Annotated in this window: 15 protein-coding genes; 9 read left to right on the forward strand and 6 right to left on the reverse strand. The window is 69.2% G+C overall.

Going from position 1 to position 20,565, the window contains the following annotated elements:
* Positions 1-13 precede the first annotated feature (13 nt).
* Positions 14-1,159 carry an ABC transporter substrate-binding protein gene (locus Q0599_RS20565; protein WP_298833713.1) on the forward strand — a complete coding sequence of 382 codons (1,146 nt, stop codon included), beginning with the start codon at positions 14-16 and terminating at the stop codon, positions 1,157-1,159.
* Between the two features lie 6 nt (positions 1,160-1,165).
* On the opposite strand, the gene Q0599_RS20570 is transcribed toward Q0599_RS20565, so the two are convergent.
* Positions 1,166-2,002: an alpha/beta hydrolase gene (locus tag Q0599_RS20570; RefSeq protein ID WP_298833715.1), complete on the reverse strand. Its 837-nt coding sequence runs from the start codon at positions 2,000-2,002 to the stop codon at positions 1,166-1,168.
* A gap of 87 nt (positions 2,003-2,089) precedes the next feature.
* Between Q0599_RS20570 and Q0599_RS20575 the strand changes: the two genes are divergently transcribed.
* From Q0599_RS20575 to Q0599_RS20590, 4 genes are all read left to right on the forward strand, one after another.
* Complete coding sequence (locus tag Q0599_RS20575; protein ID WP_298833717.1) at positions 2,090-2,995, forward strand: enoyl-CoA hydratase-related protein; 906 nt, start codon at positions 2,090-2,092, stop codon at positions 2,993-2,995.
* Positions 2,996-3,153: 158 nt separating this feature from the next.
* A complete protein-coding gene (locus Q0599_RS20580) occupies positions 3,154-4,365 on the forward strand; it encodes an efflux RND transporter periplasmic adaptor subunit (RefSeq protein ID WP_298833719.1) in 1,212 nt (403 codons plus the stop codon).
* A 10-nt stretch (positions 4,366-4,375) separates the two neighbouring features.
* Complete coding sequence (locus tag Q0599_RS20585) at positions 4,376-7,591, forward strand: efflux RND transporter permease subunit (RefSeq protein WP_298833721.1); 3,216 nt, start codon at positions 4,376-4,378, stop codon at positions 7,589-7,591.
* Entirely contained in the window at positions 7,584-8,960 is a 1,377-nt protein-coding gene (locus Q0599_RS20590; RefSeq protein WP_298833722.1) for an efflux transporter outer membrane subunit, read from the forward strand. Before Q0599_RS20585 ends, Q0599_RS20590 begins: the two co-directional genes overlap by 8 nt.
* A gap of 16 nt (positions 8,961-8,976) precedes the next feature.
* Here the strand turns inward: Q0599_RS20590 and Q0599_RS20595 are convergent, their stop codons facing one another.
* From Q0599_RS20595 to Q0599_RS20615, 5 genes are all read right to left on the reverse strand, one after another.
* Positions 8,977-9,927, reverse strand: a complete 951-nt coding sequence (locus Q0599_RS20595; protein ID WP_298833724.1) for an MBL fold metallo-hydrolase — start codon at positions 9,925-9,927, stop codon at positions 8,977-8,979.
* 68 nt (positions 9,928-9,995) lie between these two features.
* On the reverse strand, positions 9,996-10,580 hold the full coding sequence (metW, locus tag Q0599_RS20600) for a methionine biosynthesis protein MetW (protein ID WP_298833726.1): 585 nt from the start codon (positions 10,578-10,580) through the stop codon (positions 9,996-9,998).
* On the reverse strand, positions 10,577-11,707 hold the full coding sequence (locus tag Q0599_RS20605) for a homoserine O-acetyltransferase (protein WP_298834102.1): 1,131 nt from the start codon (positions 11,705-11,707) through the stop codon (positions 10,577-10,579). The genes metW and Q0599_RS20605 overlap by 4 nt, the downstream gene beginning before the upstream one ends.
* Positions 11,708-11,850: 143 nt before the next feature.
* Positions 11,851-12,726, reverse strand: a complete 876-nt coding sequence (locus Q0599_RS20610; RefSeq protein WP_298833728.1) for a response regulator transcription factor — start codon at positions 12,724-12,726, stop codon at positions 11,851-11,853.
* Positions 12,723-16,109, reverse strand: coding sequence for an ATP-binding protein (locus tag Q0599_RS20615; protein ID WP_298833730.1), 3,387 nt, complete (start codon positions 16,107-16,109; stop codon positions 12,723-12,725). The genes Q0599_RS20610 and Q0599_RS20615 overlap by 4 nt, the downstream gene beginning before the upstream one ends.
* 166 nt (positions 16,110-16,275) lie before the next feature.
* Between Q0599_RS20615 and urtA the strand changes: the two genes are divergently transcribed.
* The 4 genes from urtA (at position 16,276) to urtD (ending at position 20,559) form a co-directional block, all read left to right on the forward strand.
* Positions 16,276-17,535 carry an urea ABC transporter substrate-binding protein gene (gene urtA / locus Q0599_RS20620; protein ID WP_298833733.1) on the forward strand — a complete coding sequence of 420 codons (1,260 nt, stop codon included), beginning with the start codon at positions 16,276-16,278 and terminating at the stop codon, positions 17,533-17,535.
* A 113-nt stretch (positions 17,536-17,648) separates the two neighbouring features.
* Positions 17,649-18,563: an urea ABC transporter permease subunit UrtB gene (urtB, locus tag Q0599_RS20625; RefSeq protein ID WP_298833735.1), complete on the forward strand. Its 915-nt coding sequence runs from the start codon at positions 17,649-17,651 to the stop codon at positions 18,561-18,563.
* 31 nt (positions 18,564-18,594) lie between these two features.
* On the forward strand, positions 18,595-19,803 hold the full coding sequence (urtC, locus tag Q0599_RS20630; RefSeq protein ID WP_298833737.1) for an urea ABC transporter permease subunit UrtC: 1,209 nt from the start codon (positions 18,595-18,597) through the stop codon (positions 19,801-19,803).
* A 9-nt stretch (positions 19,804-19,812) separates the two neighbouring features.
* The gene (gene urtD, locus Q0599_RS20635) at positions 19,813-20,559 is read left to right on the forward strand and encodes an urea ABC transporter ATP-binding protein UrtD (protein ID WP_298833740.1); all 747 of its coding nucleotides are present in this window, start codon (positions 19,813-19,815) and stop codon (positions 20,557-20,559) included.
* Positions 20,560-20,565: the final 6 nt, after the last annotated feature.

Genomic DNA, 20,565 nt, shown 5'->3' on the forward strand with positions numbered 1-20,565 from the left:
ACATCGTCATCCCATGAAGTCATCGCTACCGTGGCATGGGGCCGCTGCCTGCTTGGTCGCTCTGGCCGCCTTCGCCGAAGCCGCACTCGCCGAACCCGGCGTGGGCAGCTCGGAGATTGTCGTTGGCCAGAACATCACGCTGCAAGGTGGCAAGAACGCCTATGGCACCGAGGTCGCGGCCGGCGTCAAGACTTTCATCGACGACGCCAATCGCGCCGGCGGCGTGCACGGCCGGCGCATCGTGCTGCGTGTGCTCGACGACGACAACCAGTCCGGCAAGGCCGAGGCCAACGCCCGGCAGCTGGTCAAGGAAGGCGCCTTCATCCTGTTCGGCTCCATCGAGGGCGGACCGTCGACCGCGGTGATGAACGCGGCGATCGACCTGAAGGTACCGTTCTTCGGCCCGATGGCCGGATCGCCGACGCTGCGGCGGCCACATCAGCCGCTGGTGTTCCCTGTGCGCGCCGAGCACCGCGACGAATTCCGCGCACTGATCCGCTATGGCGTCAGCACGGGGCTCAAGCGGGTTGGCTTCCTGCATGCCGACTCCGACGTCGGCCGCCAGCACCTCGAGAACGTCAAGCTCGCCTGCGGCGAGGCCGGCGCCACGCTCGGCCTCGGCGTTCCGTTCAAGTCCGACATCAGCGACGAGCAGCTCGCCGCAGCGGTGCGCCGGCTCGAGGAGGCACGCGTCGACATGGTGTTCAACCATGGCTCCGCCTCCATCTATGCACGCCTGATCCGCCAGGCGCGCGCGGCGGGCTCGCGCATCACCTTCCTGGCCGTGAACTCGGGCTCGACGCAGATGGCCGCCTCGCTCGGCGCCCTCGCCCAGGGCATGGTGTTCGCGCAGGTGATGCCGAACCCGTGGGCACGCAAGACCGCGATCGCGCGCGAGTACCAGGAGGCCTTCGCGCGTGCCAACCCGGGCCACGACTTCTCGTACGGCAGCCTGGAGGGCTACTTGACCGCCAAGGCGCTGGTCGCCGCGCTCAGGCTGGCGGGCCCCCAACCCACGCGCGAAGGCTTCGTCAAGGCGCTGCAGGGCGCGAACATCGACCTCGGCGGCATCAAGCTGAGCTACCGGCCCGGCGACCATGGCGGAGCGAGCTTCGTCGACCTCGCGATGGTCACCCGCGACGGCAAGTTCCTGCAGTAGCGCCTCTCAGGCCAGGCGCAGCATCCAGTCGCGCAGCCGTTCGAAGACCTGGGACTGTTCGGGCTCGTTGAAGATCTCGTGGTACAGCGGCGCGAAAGCCTGCGCCTGCACCACCGCCTTCGGTGCGCCTTGCGCGAACTCGACGCTGCCGCGCGGCGCCACGCAGCGGTCGCTGCCCGCCCACATCAGCAGCGTGGGCACGCGCCAGCGCGCCGCGAGACTGCGCACGAACTCGCCGCCGTCGAGGATGAAGCGCGCCAGGCGCGGCGTGATGCGGTCATGCACCAGCGGGTCGGCGACGTAGGCCCGCACCACCGCCGGATCGCGCGACACCCACTCCGGCTTCAGGCCGTTGCCCACCGCGAAGTCAGGCGCGAGGCGGCCCAGCGACAACAGGGCCAGCTTCTGTGCGGCACTCATGTCGGCGGCCAGCGCGGGCGAGGACAGCACCAGCGCCTCGACGTCGCGGAACCAGTCCGCCGGCTGCGCCTGCAGGCCCTCGGCGACGAAGCGCGCGGCGATCAACCCGCCCATGCTGTGGCCGAGCAGGAGCAGCCGACCGGGATGGACCTCGCGCACCGCGTCGATCACGGCGCCGAGGTCCAGCAGCAGCGCGTCGTCGCGGTCGATGCGGCCGCGTGCGCCACCGCTGCGACCATGGCCGCGGTGGTCATGCGCGACGACGTTCCAGCCCCAGCGGTTGAGCTGCGCCGCGACGGTCGCATAGCGGCCGCCATGCTCGCCCAGCCCGTGCACGATCAGCACGGTGCCGTGCGGATTCGCCTGCGGCCAGTGGTGGACATGGAGCGCGAGCCCGTCGTTGGTGGAGAGCGAGAGCGGCATGGCGCGAGTGTAGGCAAGCGTGCGTCGCGCGCGGGATTGACAAGGCCCCATGCGGCGCTAGCCTGAGCGGTTCCCTGGAGGATCCTCATGAACGACTTCTTCACGCTGCAACGCGACGGCCACATCGCCCACCTGCAGCTGAACCGCCCCGAGCGCATGAACACCATGTCGCCGACCTTCTTTCCGGCGCTGCGCGACACCGTGCGCGACCTGCAGGACGACGCGCAGACGCGCGTGCTGGTGGTCTCGTCCACCGGCAAGCACTTCAGTGCCGGCATGGCGCTGGACGTGTTCGCCGGGTCGCCGTCGCCTGCGGGCGGACCGGCGCACGACCGCCGCGACCCGAACGGCGACGCGCAGCGGCAGGCCGTCGGCGCATTGATGCAGATGCTCGACACGCGCAGCGCCCGTGCGCGGCTGAGCTTCCAGGAAGCGCTGCGCCGGCTGATCGACTGCTTCAGCGCGCTCGACGAGGTGCGCTTCCCGGTGATCTGCGCCGTGCAAGGCGGCTGCATCGGCGGCGCGCTCGACCTCGCCACCGCCTGCGACATCCGGCTGTGCAGCGCCGACGCCTTCTTCACCGTGCAGGAGATCCATATCGGCATGATGGCCGACCTCGGCGTGCTGCAGCGGCTGGCGAAGATCGTGCCGCAGGGCGTGGCGCGCCAGATGGCCTACACGGGGGAACGCGTCGAGGCCCGGCGCGCGCTCGAGGTCGGCCTCGTCAACGCCGTGCTGCCCGACGCGGGGGCACTGCTCGACCACGCCATGGCGCTGGCGAAACAGATCGCCGCCAAGTCGCCGCTGGCGGTGGCCGGCAGCAAGCTGGCGCTGAACCAGGCACGCGACCACGGCACCGCGGCCGCGCTGAACCAGATGGCGCTGCTGCAGAGCGCGATCTTCGACACCGCGGAGATGGCCGAGGCCATCTCCGCCTGGAAGGACAAGCGTGACGGCGAGTTCGCGCCGCTGACGCCGATCGCGAGATTCTGAGCGGCACTGCGGCGCCTGCAAGTTTCGGCGCCTTTGGTTAGCATTCATCAAGCAGTCTCGAACACGCCGAACCTACCGGTTCGCTCGTGCGTGCCGCCCCCACCAGACTCCGTCCTGCGGCTCAAGAAGCCGCCAAGGACCGCTTTCGAGGACAGGCCATGATCCCTGGCGTTCGTGTCGTTGCGCTCTCCGTTGCCCTTGCCGGCCTCGTGTCGATCGCCGGTTGTGGCCGCAGCGAAGCCCAGGGTGGGCCGCCGATGGCGCCACCGGTGTCGGCCGCGCCGGCGGTGAGCCGGGACGTCCCCCTGCATGACGAGTTCAGCGGCCGGCTGGAAGCGGTCGAGTCGGTCGAGCTGCGCTCGCGCGTGGCCGGCACGCTGCAGCGCGTGCACTTCCGCGACGGCCAGGAGGTCAGGCGCGGCCAGCTCATGTTCAGCATCGACCCGCGTCCCTTCGCCGCCCAGCTGGCACGGCTCGACGCGCAACTCGCCTCGGCGCGCAACGCCGCTGCGCTGGCCGACACCGAGCTCGTGCGCACGCGCAAGCTGCTCGAGCAGAAAGCCGTGTCGCAGCAGGAGGCCGACCAGGCGGAGGCCGGGGCGCGCAACGCGCAGGCCGCGGTGCGCGCCGCCGAGGCCGCCGTCGCCGCCGCGAAGCTCGACGTCGCGTACACGCAGATCCGCGCACCGATCGGCGGACGCGCCTCGCGCGCCAACGTGACGGCGGGCAACCTCGTCGCCGTCGGCGAGCCCGTGCTGACCACGCTGATCGCGCAGGAGAAGGTGCATGCCTGGTTCGAGGTCAGCGAGCAGGTCTACCTGCGCGTGCGCGACCAGCTCAAGAGCCAGCCCGCGCCCCGCGTGGAGATGGGCCTGGCCGACGAAGCCGGCTTCCCCCACGCCGGCAGCGTGGACTTCGTCGACAACCGCCTCAACCCCGCCACCGGCGCCATCCGCATGCGCGCAGCCTTCGACAACCGCGACCGCCGCTTCACGCCGGGACTGTTCGCCAGGCTGCGACTCACCGGCGGCACGGCCCGCGGCGCGGTGCTGACGCCGGAGCGCGCCATCGGCACCGATCAGACCCGACGCTACGTGTTCGTCGTCGGCCCGGACAAGACGGCACAGTTCCGCGAGGTGCAGCTGGGCGCCCTCGTTGGCGGCATGCGCGTCATCACCGCGGGATTGAAGGCCGGCGAGCTGGTGGTCGTGAACGGCCTGCAGCGCGTGCGCCCCGGCGCGCCGCTGAACGCCCAGGTGCTGACGGTGGACGCGCACGGGATGCCGGTGGAGCCGCCGCCGCCCGGCGCGGCGCCCGCTTCCGCGCCATCGGGCGGCACGGGTGCGGCTTCTGCGCCGAAGAAGTCATGAGGCGCAGGCGATGAACATCTCGCGCTTCTTCATCGACCGGCCGCGCTTCGCGGCGGTGCTGTCGATCATGATCTTCCTGGTCGGCCTGATCGCGCTGCAGCGCCTGCCGATCTCCGAGTACCCCGAGGTCACACCGCCGCAGGTGGTGGTGCGCGCGCAATTCCCCGGCGCCAACCCGCGCGTCATCGCCGAGACCGTCGCCACGCCGCTTGAGGAGCAGATCAACGGCGTGGAGAACATGCTCTACATGAGCAGCCAGGCCTCGGCCGACGGCTCGATGACGCTGTCGATCAGCTTCAAGATCGGCACCAACCCCGAGGTCGCCGCCACCGAGGTGCAGAACCGCGTCAATCGCGCACTGCCGCGCCTGCCCGAGATCGTGCGCCAGATCGGCGTGACCACCGAGAAGAGTTCGCCCAACTTCATCATGGTGGTGCACATGGTGTCGCCGGACGAGCGCTACGACGCGCTCTACCTGCGCAACTATGCAGCGCTGAACGTGCGCGACCGGCTGATGCGCATTCCCGGCATCGGCACCGTGCTGACCTTCGGCTCGGGCGACTACGCGATGCGCATCTGGCTCGACCCGGACAAGCTCGCCGCGCGCAACCTGACCTCGGCCGACGTGGTCAAGGCGCTGCGCGAGCAGAACGCGCAGGTGGCCGCCGGCGTGGTCGGCGCACCGCCGGCGCCGCAGCGCACCGAGTTCCAGCTCGCCGTCAACACGCGGGGGCGGCTCTCCACCGAGGCCGAGTTTGCCGACGTCATCGTCAGCGCCGACAACGCCGACGGCTCGCTGGTGCGCGTGAAGGACATCGGCCGCGTCGAGATGGGGCCGAACACCTACGCGCTGGGATCGCTGCTGAACAACAAGGAGGCGGCGGCACTGGGCATCTTCCAGGCGCCGAACTCGAATGCGCTGGCGCTGTCGTCGCAGGTGCGTGCGACGATGGACGAGCTGAAGAAGGACTTCCCGCCCGGCGTCGACTACGACATCGTCTACGACCCGACGCGCTTCGTGCGCACCTCGATCGAGAAGGTGGTCTCCACGCTGGTCGAGGCCATCCTGCTCGTTGTGCTGGTGGTCGTGGTGTTCCTACAGACCTGGCGCGCCTCGATCATCCCGCTGCTGGCGGTGCCGGTGTCGATCGTCGGCACCTTTGCGGTGCTGCTCGCGCTGGGCTTCTCGATCAACACGCTGACGCTGTTCGGCCTGGTGCTTTCGATCGGCATCGTGGTCGACGACGCGATCGTCGTCGTCGAAAACGTCGAGCGCAACATCGAGGAGGGCCTGAACCCGCGCGACGCGGCGGTGAAGGCGATGCACGAGGTCAGCGGGCCCATCATCGCGATCGGCCTGGTGCTGTGCGCGGTATTCGTGCCGCTGGCCTTCGTCGCCGGGCTGGAGGGTCAGTTCTACCGCCAGTTCGCGGTGACCATCGCCATCTCGACGGTGATCTCGGCGTTCAACTCGCTGACGCTGTCGCCAGCGATGGCCGCCATCCTGCTCAGGCCGCACGACGTGCCCAAGGACTGGCTGACGCGCGTCATGGATGCGGTCTTCGGCGGCTTCTTCCGCTGGTTCAACCGCGTCTTCAGGCGCAACTCGGAGCGCTATGCGAACGGCGTCACCGCGGTGGTCGCGCGGCGCAAGGTGGCGGCGCTGGCGGTCTACGCGCTGCTGCTCGGCGCGACGGTGCTGCTGTTCACGCGCGTGCCGCCGGGCTTCGTGCCGCAGCAGGACAAGCAGTACCTGATCGGCATCGCGCAGCTGCCCGAGGGCGCCAGCCTGCAGCGCACGACCGAGGTGCTGCACCGCCTGTCGGACATCGCCCAGGGCGTGCCCGGCGTCAAGGACTCGGTGGCCTTCCCCGGCCTGTCGATCAACGGCTTCACCGCCGCGCCGAACGCCGGCATCGTGTTCTTCGGCCTCGACGAGTTCGACCAGCGCAAGACGCCCGATCTCAGTGCCGACGCCATCGTCGGCCAGGTCAACATGCGGCTCGGCGCGATCCAGGATGCCTTCCTGTTCGTGCTCTCGCCGCCGCCGGTCAACGGTCTGGGCAATGCCAATGGCTTCAAGCTGCAGATCCAGGACCGTGGCGCCCTCGGCGAAGCGGCGCTGCAGGGCGCGGTGCAACAGCTGATGGGGCGTGTCTACGGCGACCCGAACAGCGGCATCACGCAGTTCTTCAGCAACTACCAGATCAACGTGCCGCAGCTGTTCGCCGACGTCGACCGCACCAAGGCGAAGCAGATGGGCGTGAGCCTGACCGACGTCTACGAGACCATGCAGACCTACCTGGGATCGCTCTACGTCAACGACTTCAACCGCTTCGGCCGCACCTTCCAGGTCATCGTGCAGGCCGACGCCGGCCACCGCGCGCGCGCCGAGGACATCGGCCGGCTGAAGGTGCGCAACAGCAAGGGCCAGATGGTGCCGCTGTCGGCGATCATGACCGTGCAACCGACCTTCGGTCCCGGCGCGGTGACGCGCTACAACGGCTTCTTCGCGGCCGACATCAACGGTGCTCCGAAGCCCGGCGTCAGCTCGGGACAGGCGCAGGCCGAGATGGAGAAGCTGCTGGCGCAGACGCTGCCGCGCGGCCTCGGCTACGAATGGACCGAGCTCGTCTACCAGGAGAAGATCGCCGGCAACACGATGGCCTTCATCTTCCCGCTGTGCGTGCTGCTGGTGTTCCTCGTGCTCGCCGCCACGTACGAGAGCTGGACGCTGCCGCTGGCCATCATCCTGATTGTGCCGATGTGCATCCTCTCGGCGATGGCCGGCGTGTGGATCAGCGGATGGCTCGGCGCGCCGGGAGACAACAACATCTTCACCAAGGTCGCGCTGGTCGTGCTGGTCGGCCTGGCCTGCAAGAACGCCATCCTGATCGTCGAGTTCGCGAAGGACCTGGAGGAGAAGGGCGAGACGATGATGCACGCCATCGTGCACGCCACGCGCATGCGGCTGCGGCCGATCCTGATGACGTCGATCGCCTTCATCGCCGGCGTGATTCCGCTGGTGCTGTCCACCGGCGCGGGCGCCGAGATGCGCCGGGCGATGGGCATCGCAGTGTTCTCGGGCATGCTCGGCGTGACCTTCTTCGGCCTGTTCCTGACGCCGGTGTTCTACGCGGTGCTGCGTCGCTTCACCGAGAAGCGGCGTGCCGCCGCCGCGCACGCCAAGGCGGTGGCGCTGCAGCATGGAGGCGACCATGCGTGAGATCCTGTTCGCAGGCGCCGTGATGTCGCTGCTCGCCGGCTGCGCCGTCGGGCCCGACCACCGGCCGCCGAAAGCGGTGGTCGAGCCAGCTTTCGTCATGCCCGCCTCCGACGCCGAGCCGGCTGCCGCGTTCTGGCGCGGATTTGCCGACCCGGTGCTCGACGCGCTGATCGCCGACGCCGCTTCCGCCAACGCCGACGTGCGCCTGGCGCAGGCCCGGTTGCGCGAGGCCCGTGCGCTGGCCGGCGAGGCCGATGCGAACCGGCTGCCGAGCCTGGCACTCGGTGCGGGTGCAGGGCGCGGCAACGAGCTCGGCGCTCCGATCGACGACTACCTGACGGCCTCGGGCAGCTTCAACTGGGAGCTCGACTTCTTCGGCCGCGCGCGCCGCGCCGGCGAGTCCGCAGCCGCGCAGGTGCAGGCCGGCGAGGCCGGCGTGCTGGCGGCGCAGCGCCTCGTCGGCGCCGAGCTGGCGACGCAGTACCTGAGCCTGCGCGCGCTGCAGCAGCGCCTCGCCGTGGCGCAGGAGTCGCTCGTCAACCAGCGCGAGACGCAACGCATCGTGCGCGCCCGCGCCGACCTCGGGCGCGGCACGCCGCTGGACGTGGCGCGCGCCAACGCGCTGGTCGAAAGCACCGAAGCGAGCCTGCCCGCGCTGCAGGGCGCGATCGAGCGCACGGCGTTGCGCATCGCCACGCTGGCTGGCCGCGCGCCGCGCGCCACGCTGGCACTGCTGTCCGAGGCGAAGCCGCTGCCCAGCCTGCCGGCGGTGGGCGCCGAGACGCTGGCGGCGGGCACGCCGCAGGGACTGCTGGCGCGACGGCCAGACATCCGCGTCGCGGAGCGGCAGCTCGCCGCCGCCACCGCATCGGTGGGCGTGGCCCGCGCCGACCTCTATCCGCGCATCAGCCTGGTCGGCCTGCTCGGCTTCACCAGCACCCACGCCGCCGACCTGTTCGACCGCGCGAGCCGCAACACCAACCTGGGGGCGAGCCTGTCGTGGACGGCGCTCGACTTCGGCCGCGTGCGACATCGCATCGGCGCCAGCGAGGCGCGCGCGCAGGCCGCGCTGGTGCAGTGGGAGCAGACGGTGCAGCTGGCGCTGGAGGAGACCGAGGGCGCGCTCTCGCAGTACACGCGCAGCGTGCAGCAGTCGGCACGGCTGGAGAACGCGGCGCGCGAGTCGGCCGAGGCGGCGCGCCTGGCACGCGTGCGCTACGAGGCCGGCGCGGCCGACCTGCTCACCGTACTGGACGCCGAGCGCACGGTGCTGGCCGCGCGCGATGCGCTGGTGCAGTCGCAGCAGGGCAGCCTGGCGGCGCTGGTGGCGGTGTACCGCGCGTTGGGTGGCGGCTGGAACGTGTCCTGACGCCTCCCGCCCGCGCTCACGGCTTCTTCAGCATCGTCGTGTAGTTGGTCGGCTGGAAGCTGTAGCCGCGGCCTTCGGCACGCAGCGTGCCGATGCCGGGGAACGACAGGTGCGAGGCGCCGATGGCGTAGCCCTGCTTGGCGGCCTGCGCGAAGGCCTTGCGGCGCTGCGCGTAGGCGGCCTTCTGGTCGGTGTCGAACTGGATCGTCACCGCCGGGTTGGCGAACTGCACCGCCGCCACGTGCATCAGGTCGCCCCACAGCACCAGCTTCTTGCCCTGGCTCTCGACCACGAAGTTGCGGTGTCCCTTGGTATGGCCGTGCGTGGCGACCGCCTTGATGCCCGGCACCAGTTCGATGTCGCCGCTGATCGGCTTGAAGCGGCCAGCGTCGACATAGGGCTTCAGCGAGGCCTGCGCGCCCTGGAAGAAGCCCTTGGACTCCTTCGCCGCGGACTCGAGGTTGGCCGCGCTCAGCCAGAAGTCGGCGTCAGCCTGGTCGGCGCGCACCACGGCGTTGGGGAAGACCGCCTTGCCGTCCGCCGCGAGGCCGCCGACATGGTCCGGATGCATGTGCGTGATGTAGACCTCGTCGACCTGCTCGGGGCTGTAGCCCGCGGCCTGCAGATTGGCGACCAGCTTGCCCAGCGTCGGGCCGAACAGGCTGCCGGCGCCGGCGTCCACCAGCACCAGCTGCGTGCCGGTGTTGATCAGGTAGCCGTTGACCGAGGTCTCCAGCGGCAAGGCGAGGCGCCAGCGCGCCAGCGCCGACTGCACCTTCTTCGGCGTCGTGCGCTGCAGCAGCTGGTCGACGTGCAAGCCGACGGTGCCGTCGGACAGCGCGGTGACCTCGAAGTCGCCGAGCATCATGCGGTAGTAGCCGGGAGCCTGGGTCTGCAACTGCGGCGCACCCGCGTGGGCGAAGGGCGCGAGCGCCACCAGGCCTGCCAAGACGAACGATCGAACCATGCGCTTCTCCTGTCGTTTCCGGGCTGCGCGCAGAATACGGCGATCCGGACTTTCCTGCTGGCGGCCGCTCAGCCGCGTTCGAACTTGAACACCGCCACGCTGGCCAGCAGGTTGGGCCAGCGGCGCACGACCTCGCCGTCCTGGATGCCGAACGAGTCGAGGATGCGCAGCCCATCCTTGCGCGCCAGCACCTCGAAGTCGGCATAGGTGCCGACGCGGATGTTCGGCGTGTCGTACCACTCGTAGGGCAGCGCCTTGGTCACCGGCATGCGGCCGATGGCCACACGCAGCCGGTTCGGCCAGTGCGCGAAATTGGGGAAGCTGACGATGCCGATGCGGCCGACGCGCGCCGTTTCGCGCAGCATGCGCTCGGTGTTGCGCAGGTGCTGCAGGGTTTCAAGCTGCAGCACGACGTCGAAGCTCCTGTCCTCGAAGATGGCCAGCCCGTCCTCGAGGTTGAGCTGGATGACGTCCACCCCCCGGCGCGCGCACTCCAGCACGTTCGCGTCGGCGATCTCGACGCCGTAGCCGGTGCAGCCGCGATGTTCCTGCAGGTGGGCGAGCAGTTCGCCGCTGCCGCAGCCGAGGTCGAGCACGCGCGAGCCGTGCGGCACGAGCTCGGCGATCAGTTCCAGGTCCCTCCTCTCGCTCACGACAGCTCCCCGGCCAGGTTGTCGAAGCAGGCCCGCAGCACGCCGTGGTAGCGCGGATCCTCGAGCAGGAAGGCATCGTGGCCGTGCGGCGCGTCGATCTCCGCGTAGCTGACACGGTGGCGGTTGTCGAGCAGCGCCTTGACGATCTCGCGCGAGCGCGCCGGCGAGAAGCGCCAGTCGGTGGTGAAGCTGATCACCAGGTGGCGGCAGCGGGCGGCCGCGAAGGCGCGCGTGAGGTCGCCACCGTGTTCGCGCGCCGGGTCGAAGTAGTCGAGCGCGCGGGTGATCAGCAGGTAGGTGTTGGCGTCGAAGTACTCGCTGAACTTGTCGCCCTGGTGGCGCAGATAGCTCTCGATCTCGAACTCGATCTCCTGCGTGGAGTACCCGAGTTCCGCCGCGCGCAGGCTGCGGCCGAACTTCTTCTCCATCGCGTCGTCGGAGAGGTAGGTGATGTGGCCGATCATGCGCGCCACGCGCAGGCCGCGCTTCGGGACCACGCCGTGTTCGTAGAAGTGGCCACCGTGGAAGTCGGGGTCGGTGACGATGGCACGGCGCGCCACCTCGTTGAAGGCGATGTTTTGCGCCGACAGGCTGGGCGCGGTGGCCACGGCGATGCACTGGCGCAGCCGGTCGGGGTAGCGCAGCGACCAGCTCAGCGCCTGCATGCCGCCCAGGCTGCCGCCGATCACCGCGGCGAGCTGCCGGATGCCCAGGCGGTCGAGCAGCCGCGCCTGCGCGTCGACCCAGTCCTCCACCGTGACCACCGGGAAGTCGGCGCCCCACACGCGGCCGGTGGCCGGATTGACCTGCATCGGCCCGGTGGAGCCGAAGCAGGACCCGGGGTTGTTCACGCCGATGACGAAGAAACGCTCGGTGTCCAGCGGCTTGCCGGGACCGACGAGGTTGTCCCACCACCCCTCGCTCTTCGGCTGCTCGGCGTAGCTGCCGGCGACGTGGTGCGACGCGTTCAGCGCGTGGCACACCAACACGGCATTGCTGCGGTCCGCGTTGAGCGTGCCGTATGTCTCGTAGACCAGCGTGTAGTCGGACAGGCTCGCGCCGCTCCTCAGCGGCAGCGGCTCGGCGAACTTCATCGCCTGCGGTTGCACATGGCCCAGCGATCCCATCATGCCCCAGAAGGAAGACACCCGGCGCCGCCAAAGCGGAACGCCGGGTGTGCGTCCTGTCTTTAGCTGAACTTATAGAGCGCTCGCAAGCCGGAACAAATCAGCGCTGCTCGGAAGTATAGCGGCGGCGCCGCGAGCGGACCTCAGCCCAGCTCGCGGCTGGCCAGCGCCGCCGCGGCGGCGCGCGTCTCGACGCCGAGCTTTTCGAACACATGCTCGAGGTGCTTGTTGACGGTGCGCGGGCTCATGCCGAGGATCTCGGCGACGTCGCGGTTGGTCTTGCCCTTGGCGATCCACGACAGCACCTCGGTCTCGCGCGGCGTCAGCGCCGCGGTGGCGAGCCGCGAGGGCGCCGACTCGCCGGGCTCGTGCACGCGCAGCAGCCACATCGTCTCGCCCAGGCCGACCTCGCCGAGGCGGCGCGCCGCGAGCAGGCGGCCGTCGGGCGCGGCGCGCTCGATCTCGCCGGCCTGCGTCGCGCCCGCCATCAGCCACTCGATGCACGGCGTGTCGTCGGCGGTCGCGAAGAACTCGGCCAGCCAGCGCTGCGCCTGCGGCGAGCACCAGGCCGGACGACTGCGGGCATCGACCACCAGCACGCCGAGCCCGCCGACGTCGACCGCCTCGCGCGCGAGGCGCGCCACGCGTGCATTGCGCAGGTGCGTGGCCAGCCGCGCCAGCACTTCCTGCGCGCGCACCGGCTTGACGACGTAGTCCACGCTGCCGGCGGCGAAGCCGGCAACGATATGCTCCGTCTCGGCCAGCCCGGTCATGAAGATCACCGGAATGTGCGCCCAGGCCGGCTGCGCCTTGATGCGGCGGCAGGTCTCGAAGCCGTCCATGCCGGGCATCAGCGCGTCGAGCAGGATCGCGTCGGGCACCACCAGTTCCAGCCGCTGCAGCGCCGACTCACCATCGGGCGCGACGAGCACGGTGTAGCCCTCGGCCTCCAGTTCGCGGCACAGCGCGCCGAGCGACTGCGGCGCGTCGTCGACGAGCAGGACGACATCCCGCGTCATGCCGTCTCCTCGTCGTGGCGCGGCAGCGAACGCTGCAGCCGCTCGATCATCTCGTTCCATGCGAAGCGCTCCACCAGTGCGCGCAAGTCACCCGCCGCGGCGGCGCGGTCGGGATGCTCCCGGGCGAGCCGCTCCAGCGCCAACACCAGCCCCTGACGGTGGCCGAGCCGCGCCAGGTGGATCAGCGCTCGCGCGTGCTCCTCGGGCACCTCGCACCGGCCCGCGGGGGCGTCCACCGCCCAGCTCGGCACGGCCAGCTCGGCCACCCATTCGAGCTGCAGCACGCGCTGCAGCCCGGCCAGCAGCTCCGACTCGATCACCGGCTTGTCGACGAATCCCTGCGCACCGGCCTCGGCCAGCTTGTCGGGCTGGTTCTCGAAGGCGTTGGCCGAGACCATCAGGATGGGCAGCGAAGCGAAGCCGGCGGCGCGGATGCGCCGCGCCGTCTCCCAACCATCGAGGTCGTCCATGGAGATGTCGAGCAGCACCGCATCGGGCCGCTGCTCGGCCACGCTCTGCAGGCACTCCGTGCCGCTGGCCGCCTCGCGGATGCGAAAGCCCAGCGGCAGCAGCATGCCGGCGAGCATCTGCCGCTGCGTCGGCTGGTCGTCCACCACCAGCAGCGTGCGCCGCACGCCGATGTAGCCGGTCACCGGCCGCCGCGGCACGCCGCGCTCGTTCGCCGTCTCGGCGGTCTCGCTGAGGTACAGGCGCACGGTGAAGGTGCTGCCCTGGCCGGGCACGCTCTTCACCGTCAGCTCGCCGCCCATCAGCTGGGTGAGCAGGTGGGTGATCGTCAGGCCCAGTCCGGTGCCCGCGTCGCCGGTGCGCCGTCCGGCGCTGCCTCGCTCGAAGGGCAGGAAGATGCGCTCCAGGTCCTGCTCTGCGATGCCGATGCCGGTGTCGATGACCTCGAAGCGTGCCACCTCGCGGCTGTGATCCAGGCGCAGCGTGATGCCGCCCTTGTCGGTGAAGCGCACCGCGTTGCCCAGCAGGTTGACGAGGATCTGGCGCAGCCGCCGCGCGTCGGCGCGCACGCAGGCCGGCACGCGGCCCTCGGTCTGCAGCTCGAAGGCGAGGCCCTTGGCCGCCGCCTGCGGTGCGACCATGCCGACGATGTCGTCGAGGAACTCGCGCATCGACATCGGTGCGACGTCCAGGCGCAGCTTGCCGGCCTCGATGCGCGCGAGGTCGAGCAGGCCATCGATCAGGCCGTGCAGGTGCTCGCCGCTGCGGCGGATGGTGTCCACCGCCAGCCGCGGCTCGCCGTGCAGCCGCTCGTCCTTGAGCAGGATCTGCGTGTAGCCGAGGATGCTGTTCAGCGGCGTGCGCAGCTCGTGCGTCATGCCGGTCACGTAGCGCGTCTTCGCCTGGTTGGCGGCCTCGGCGAGGTCCTTGGCGCGCTGCAGTTCGGCGTCGGTGCGACGGTGCGCCTCGATCTCGCGGGTGAGCAGCAGGTTCTGGCGATTCGACTCGTCCTCGGCCATGTGGCGGCTCTCGCTGCCCAGCACGATCCACCACGCGCCCACCGCGGCGGCCAGCGAGAGCAGCGCGAAGGCCTGCAGGAAGGGCTGGCGCAGGCCGGCCTGCGCGCCGGCGTGCAGTGCGCCCTGCTGCTCGTAGACCACGCCGAGGATCACCGCCAGCAGCGCGAGCAGCGACACCACCACCACGAGGTAGTGCGCGACGCGGAAGTTGACCGCCTCGCTCAGCCGCTTGGGCAGCAGCCGGGCCAGCACCGCGCGCACCTGGTCGGCGGCGCGTGCATCCGTCTTGCAGCGGTCGTGGCAGCGCGATTCCAGCGTGCAGCACAGCGAGCAGATCGGTGCGCCATAGGCCGGGCAATGCGCCATGTCGTCCGACTCGAAGTGGTTCTCGCACACCGAGCATTGCACCGACTCGCCCGGCCTCCAATGCGCCGCCGGCTGGCGCGCCACGTAGTAGCGGCCGCGCGTCCACCAGGCCAGCAACGGCGAGGCGATCATCGAGGCCGACAGCGCGATGAACGGCGCATAGGCCTGTGCCACCGGACCCATCGTGCCGGCATAGGCAGCCACCGACAGCGCGGTGGCGAACAGCATCGCGCCCATGCCCACCGGGTTGATGTCGTACAGGTGCGCGCGCTTGAACTCCACCGCACGCGGGCTCCAGCCCAGCGGCTTGTTGATGACCAGATCGGCCACCAGCGCGCCGACCCAGGCGATGGCCACGTTGCTGTACAGCCCGAGCACGCTCTCCAGCGCACCGAACACCCCCAGCGTCATCAGCAGCACCGCGATGAGCACGTTGAACACCAGCCAGACGACGCGGCCCGGATGGCTGTGCGTCAACCTCGCGAAGAAGTTCGACCAGGCCAGCGAGCCGGCGTAGGCGTTGGTCAGATTGATCTTCACCTGCGAGACGATGACGAACAGCACGGTGGCCGCCAGCACCCAGCGTGCATCGTCGAACAGGTAGGCATAGCCGGCCAGGTACATGTGCGTCGGCTCGATCGCGCGCTCGACGGGCAGTTGCTGCTGCAGCACCAGGAAGGCGAGGAAGGCGCCGCCGAGCATCTTCACCATGCCCGGGGCTATCCACCCCGGCCCGGCCACCAGCACCGCGGTCCACCAGCGCACGCGGTTGGACTTCGTCTTCTCGGGCAGGAAGCGCAGGTAGTCGACCTGCTCGCCGATCTGCACGACCAGCGAGAAGGCGACGGTGGCAGCGGCGCCGAACATCAGCGCATCGAAACCCGAGCTGCCCGACACACGCCCGGCCAGCGTGCCGAACTCGGCGAACTTGCCCGGGTCCTTGGCAAGCACCGCGGCATAGGGCAGCACGAACAGGACGATCCACACCGGCTGCGTCCACAGCTGCAGCCGCGAGATCAGCGTGATGCCGTGCATCACCAGCGGCACCACGCCGAGCGAGGCGATCAGGTAGCACACCGACAGCGGCCAGCCGGTGTACATCTCCAGCGCCAACGCGAGGATGGCGGCCTCCAGCGCGAAGAAGATGAAGGTGAAGCTGGCATAGATCAGCGAGGTCAGCGTCGAACCGAGGTAGCCGAAGCCGGCGCCGCGCGTCAGCAGGTCCATGTCCAGGCCGTACTTGGCCGCGTAGTAGCTGATCGGCAGGCCGGTGAGGAAGGTGATCAGCCCCACCACCAGGATCGCCCACATGGCGTTGGTGAAGCCGTAGCTCAGCGCGATGGCGCCGCCGATCGCCTCCAGCGCGAGGAACGAGGTGGCGCCGAACGCCGTGTTGGCGACGCGGAACTCGCTCCACTTGCGGAAGTGGCGCGGCGTGTAGCGCAGCGCGTAGTCCTCCAGCGTCTCGTCGGCGACCCAGCTGTTGTAGTCGCGACGGATGCGGAAGATCTTCTGCGGGGCGAGGGCCATGGTGCCGATCCAGTCTGCAAGAAGCAGTCCCGCCTCGGCTACGTCGAATGACGTATTCGTGATGCGCACGCCCTCTCCTACCTTTGGCGCCATGCCGAAGCACCCAGCGACGCACAGCGTTGGTGCCCGGCGCACGGATTTGTCCTCAACCCGCCAGGAGAGCTGAATGTCCCACGACCATGACCATGACCCGAAACTGCTGCAGCGCCGCCGCCTGCTGCAAGGCGCTGCCGCGCTGCCATTGGCCGGTCTGCCGGCCTGGGCGCTCGCGCAACAGTTCCCGACCGCGAAGGTGAACACCACCAAGCTGGCGATCACCGACACCGAGGTGACGGTCGGCCAGCTGCACTCGGCCACCGGCACGATGGCGATCAGCGAGACCGGTTCGATCCAGGCCGAGCAGCTCGCCATCGACCAGATCAACGCGATGGGCGGGATCCTCGGCCGCAAGATCAAGGTCATCAAGGAGGACGGCGCCAGCGACTGGCCGACCTTCGCCGAGAAGAGCAAGAAGCTGCTCGTCAACGACAAGGTCGCCGCGGTGTTCGGCTGCTGGACCAGCGCTTCGCGCAAGGCGGTGCTGCCGGTGTTCGAGAAGGAGAACGGCCTGCTGTACTACCCGACCTTCTACGAAGGCCTGGAGCAGAGCAAGAACGTCATCTACACCGGGCAGGAAGCGACGCAGCAGATCATCTACGGCCTGGACTGGGGCGCCAAGGAGAAGAAGGCCAAGACCTTCTTCCTGGTCGGCTCCGACTACATCTGGCCGCGCACCTCGATGAAGATCGCGCGCAAGCACATCGAGACGGTGGGCAAGCTCGGCAAGGTGGTCGGCGAGGAGTACTACCCGCTGGGCAACACGAACTTCAACTCGCTGATCAACAAGATCAAGGTCGCCAAGCCGGACTGCATCTTCTGCGCGGTGGTCGGCGGCTCCAACGTCGCCTTCTACAAGCAGCTCAAGGCCGCCGGCATCACCGGCGACAAGCAGTTCCTGCTGACGCTGTCGGTTACCGAGGACGAGATGACCGGCGTGGGCGGCGAGAACTTCGCCGGCTTCTACTCGTCGATGAAGTACTTCCAGTCGCTGGACAACGAGAACAACAAGAAGTTCGTCGCCGCGTTCAAGGCCAAGTACGGCAAGGACGCGGTGATCGGCGACGTGACGCAGGCCGGCTACCTCGGCCCCTGGCTGTGGAAGGCGGCCGTCGAGAAGGCCGGCAGCTTCGACGTCGACAAGGTCGTCGCGGCCTCGCCCGGCATCGAGCTGAAGACGGCGCCGGAAGGCTACGTGAAGCTCGATGCGAACCACCACCTGTGGAGCAAGTCGCGCATCGCCATGGGCATGCCCGACGCGACCTTCAAGGTGGTCGCGGAGTCGCCCGAGCTGATCAAGCCGGATCCGTTCCCCAAAGGTTACCAGTGACCCACCCCCGGAGCGCCCGACAGCGCTCCCCCTCGAGGGGACACCGCCAGCGGACCGGCCAAGCCGGATCCGCGGTGGTCGCTTGATCCCACTTCCAGCCGCGGAGTCGTGCGATGAGTTTTTCGGAGATGCTGAACATCGGCCTGATGCAGGGCTTCGCGGGGCTGAGCCTGTTCTCGGTGCTGCTGCTGATGGGCCTGGGCCTGGCGATCATCTTCGGCCAGATGGGCGTGATCAACATGGCGCACGGCGAGTTCATGACCATCGGCGCCTACACGATCTTCCTCGGCTCGACGCTGTCGGAGAAGTTCGCGCCCGGCTTCATAGCCTACTACTTCCCCATCGCCATCGGCGTGGCCTTCGTGCTCGCCTTCGCGGCCGGCTGGCTGGTCGAGTGGGCGTTGATCCGCCACCTCTACAAGCGCCCGCTGGATACGCTGCTGGCCACCTGGGGCCTGAGCCTCGGCATCCAGCAGATGTTCCGCACCGGCATCGGCCCGAAGGAGGTCAGCCCCACGCTGCCCGACTGGCTGCTCGGTTCCTGGGCACCGGCCGAAGGACTGGACATCCCGATCAACGGCATGTTCGTGCTCGCGCTCACCGCGGTGGTCACTGGCGGCGTGATGCTGGCCCTGTACAAGAGCCGCTGGGGCCTGCGCGTGCGCGCCACGGTGAGCAATCGCCAGATGGCCAACGCGGTGGGCATCAACACCCGTCAGACCGACCGCCTCACCTTCGCGATCGGCTGCGGCATCGCCGGCGTGGCCGGCGCGGCCTTCACGACGATCGGCTCGACCGGCCCGACCTCCGGCTCGCTCTACATCGTCGACGCCTTCCTCGTCGTCACCTTCGGCGGCGCCGCCAGCCTGCTCGGCACGGTGGCCTCGGCCTTCGGCATCGCGCAGACGCAGTCGATCAGCGAGTTCTTCATGAGCGGCTCGATGGCCAAGGTGCTGACGCTGTCGATGATCGTGCTGATCCTGATGATGCGGCCGCAGGGGCTGTTCGCATCGAAGGTGCGGCGCTGAGACGAATGCTGAACTGTCCCGGAGATCCCGCATGAATTCGATCAAGACCTGGCTCGCGCGCCCCGGCGTGGGCAGCACGCTGATCCTCGCGCTGCTGCTGCTCGTCATCCTGCCGCTGTCGCTCGACGCCTTTCGCCTCAACCTGGTCGGCAAGTACCTCACCTACGCCTTCGTGGCCGTCGGCCTGGTGATGGTGTGGGGCTACGGCGGCGTGCTCAGCCTCGGCCAGGGCGTGTTCTTCGGCCTCGGCGGCTACGCGATGGCGATGTTCCTCAAGCTCGAGGCCAGCGACCCGGAGAGCACCAAGATCCAGAGCACGCCGGGCATCCCGGACTTCATGGACTGGAACCAGATCACCGAGTTGCCGATGTTCTGGCTGCCGTTCAAGAGCCTGCCGCTGACGCTGATCCTGGTCATCGCGGTGCCCACGATGCTGGCCTTCGTCATCAGCTTCGCGATGTTCAAGCGGCGCGTCGGCGGCGTGTACTTCGCGATCATCACGCAGGCGGTGGCGCTGATCCTGACCGTGCTGATCATCGGCCAGCAGGGCTACACCGGCGGCGTCAACGGCATGACCGACCTGAAGACGCTGCTCGGCTGGGACATCCGCACCGATTCGGCGCGCCTCATCCTCTACTACGTCTGCTGCGCGCTGCTGCTGGGCAGCATCGTGCTGTGCGCCTGGGTGCAGAAGAGCAAGCTCGGCACGCTGCTGCTGGCGATGCGCGACAAGGAAGACCGCGTGCGCTTCTCCGGCTACGACGTGGCGATGTTCAAGGTCGCCGTGTTCTGCCTGGGCGCGGCGCTGTCGGGCATCGGCGGCGCGATGTTCGCGCTGCAGGTCGGCTTCATGTCACCCTCCTTCGTCGGCATCGTGCCCTCGATCGAGATGGTCATCTACGCCGCGGTCGGCGGGCGCATGAGCCTGGTCGGCGCGGTCTACGGCGCGCTGCTGGTCAACGCGGGCAAGACGCTGTTCTCCGAGACCTTCCCCGATCTCTGGCTGTTCCTGATGGCGGCGCTGTTCATCGGCGTGACGATGGCCTTCCCGAACGGCCTGGCCGGCCTGGTCGAGAGCCACATCAAGCCGTGGTGGAACAAGCGCCAGGCGCAGCGTGCGGCACAGAAGGAAGCGCTGGCCGCGGCACACGCCGCGTATCCCGAGGCACCCCCCAAGCCGGCGCGGTCGGGCAGCGGCTCCGCCACCCTGCCCCCGGGCATCAGCGGCCAGCAGGCCTGAGGAATCGACATGAGCAGCAGCACCGACTTCGCGCTGGCGGTGGAAGACCTCACCGTCTCCTTCGACGGCTTCAAGGCGATCGATTCGCTGACCCTGTACATCGACAAGAACGAGCTGCGCGTGATCATCGGCCCGAACGGCGCCGGCAAGACCACGCTGCTCGACCTGATCTGCGGCAAGACCAAGGCCAGCGCCGGCAGCATCAAGTTCAGGAACGAGGAGCTGACGAAGCTCCCCGAGCACACCCGCGTGCGCCGCGGCATCGGCCGCAAGTTCCAGACGCCGTCGATCTACGAGAACCTCACCGTCTTCCAGAACCTCGAGGTGTCGTTCCCCAAGGGCCGCTCGGTGCTGGGCGCGCTGTTCTTCCGGTGCAACGACGAGGTCAAGGCGCGCGTGCAGGTGGTGGCCGAGGAGGTCGGCCTGGCCGATGCGCTGCCGATGGAGGCCGGGCTGCTCAGCCACGGCCAGAAGCAGTGGCTGGAGATCGGCATGCTGCTGATGCAGGAGCCCGAGCTGCTGATGCTCGACGAGCCGATCGCTGGCATGAGCGCGCGCGAGCGCGAACTCACTGCCGAGCTGCTGCAGCGCATCAGCAAGAACCGTTCGGTGATCGTGATCGAGCATGACATGGACTTCGTCAAGCAGATCGCCCACAAGGTCACCGTGATGCACCAGGGAAAGATCCTCGCCGAGGGCTCCATGGAGAAGGTGCAGAACGACCCCAAGGTCATCGACGTGTACCTGGGCCACTGAGGAGAA

This window comes from uncultured Piscinibacter sp., assembly GCF_937952055.1.
GTDB lineage: Bacteria > Pseudomonadota > Gammaproteobacteria > Burkholderiales > Burkholderiaceae_C > Piscinibacter.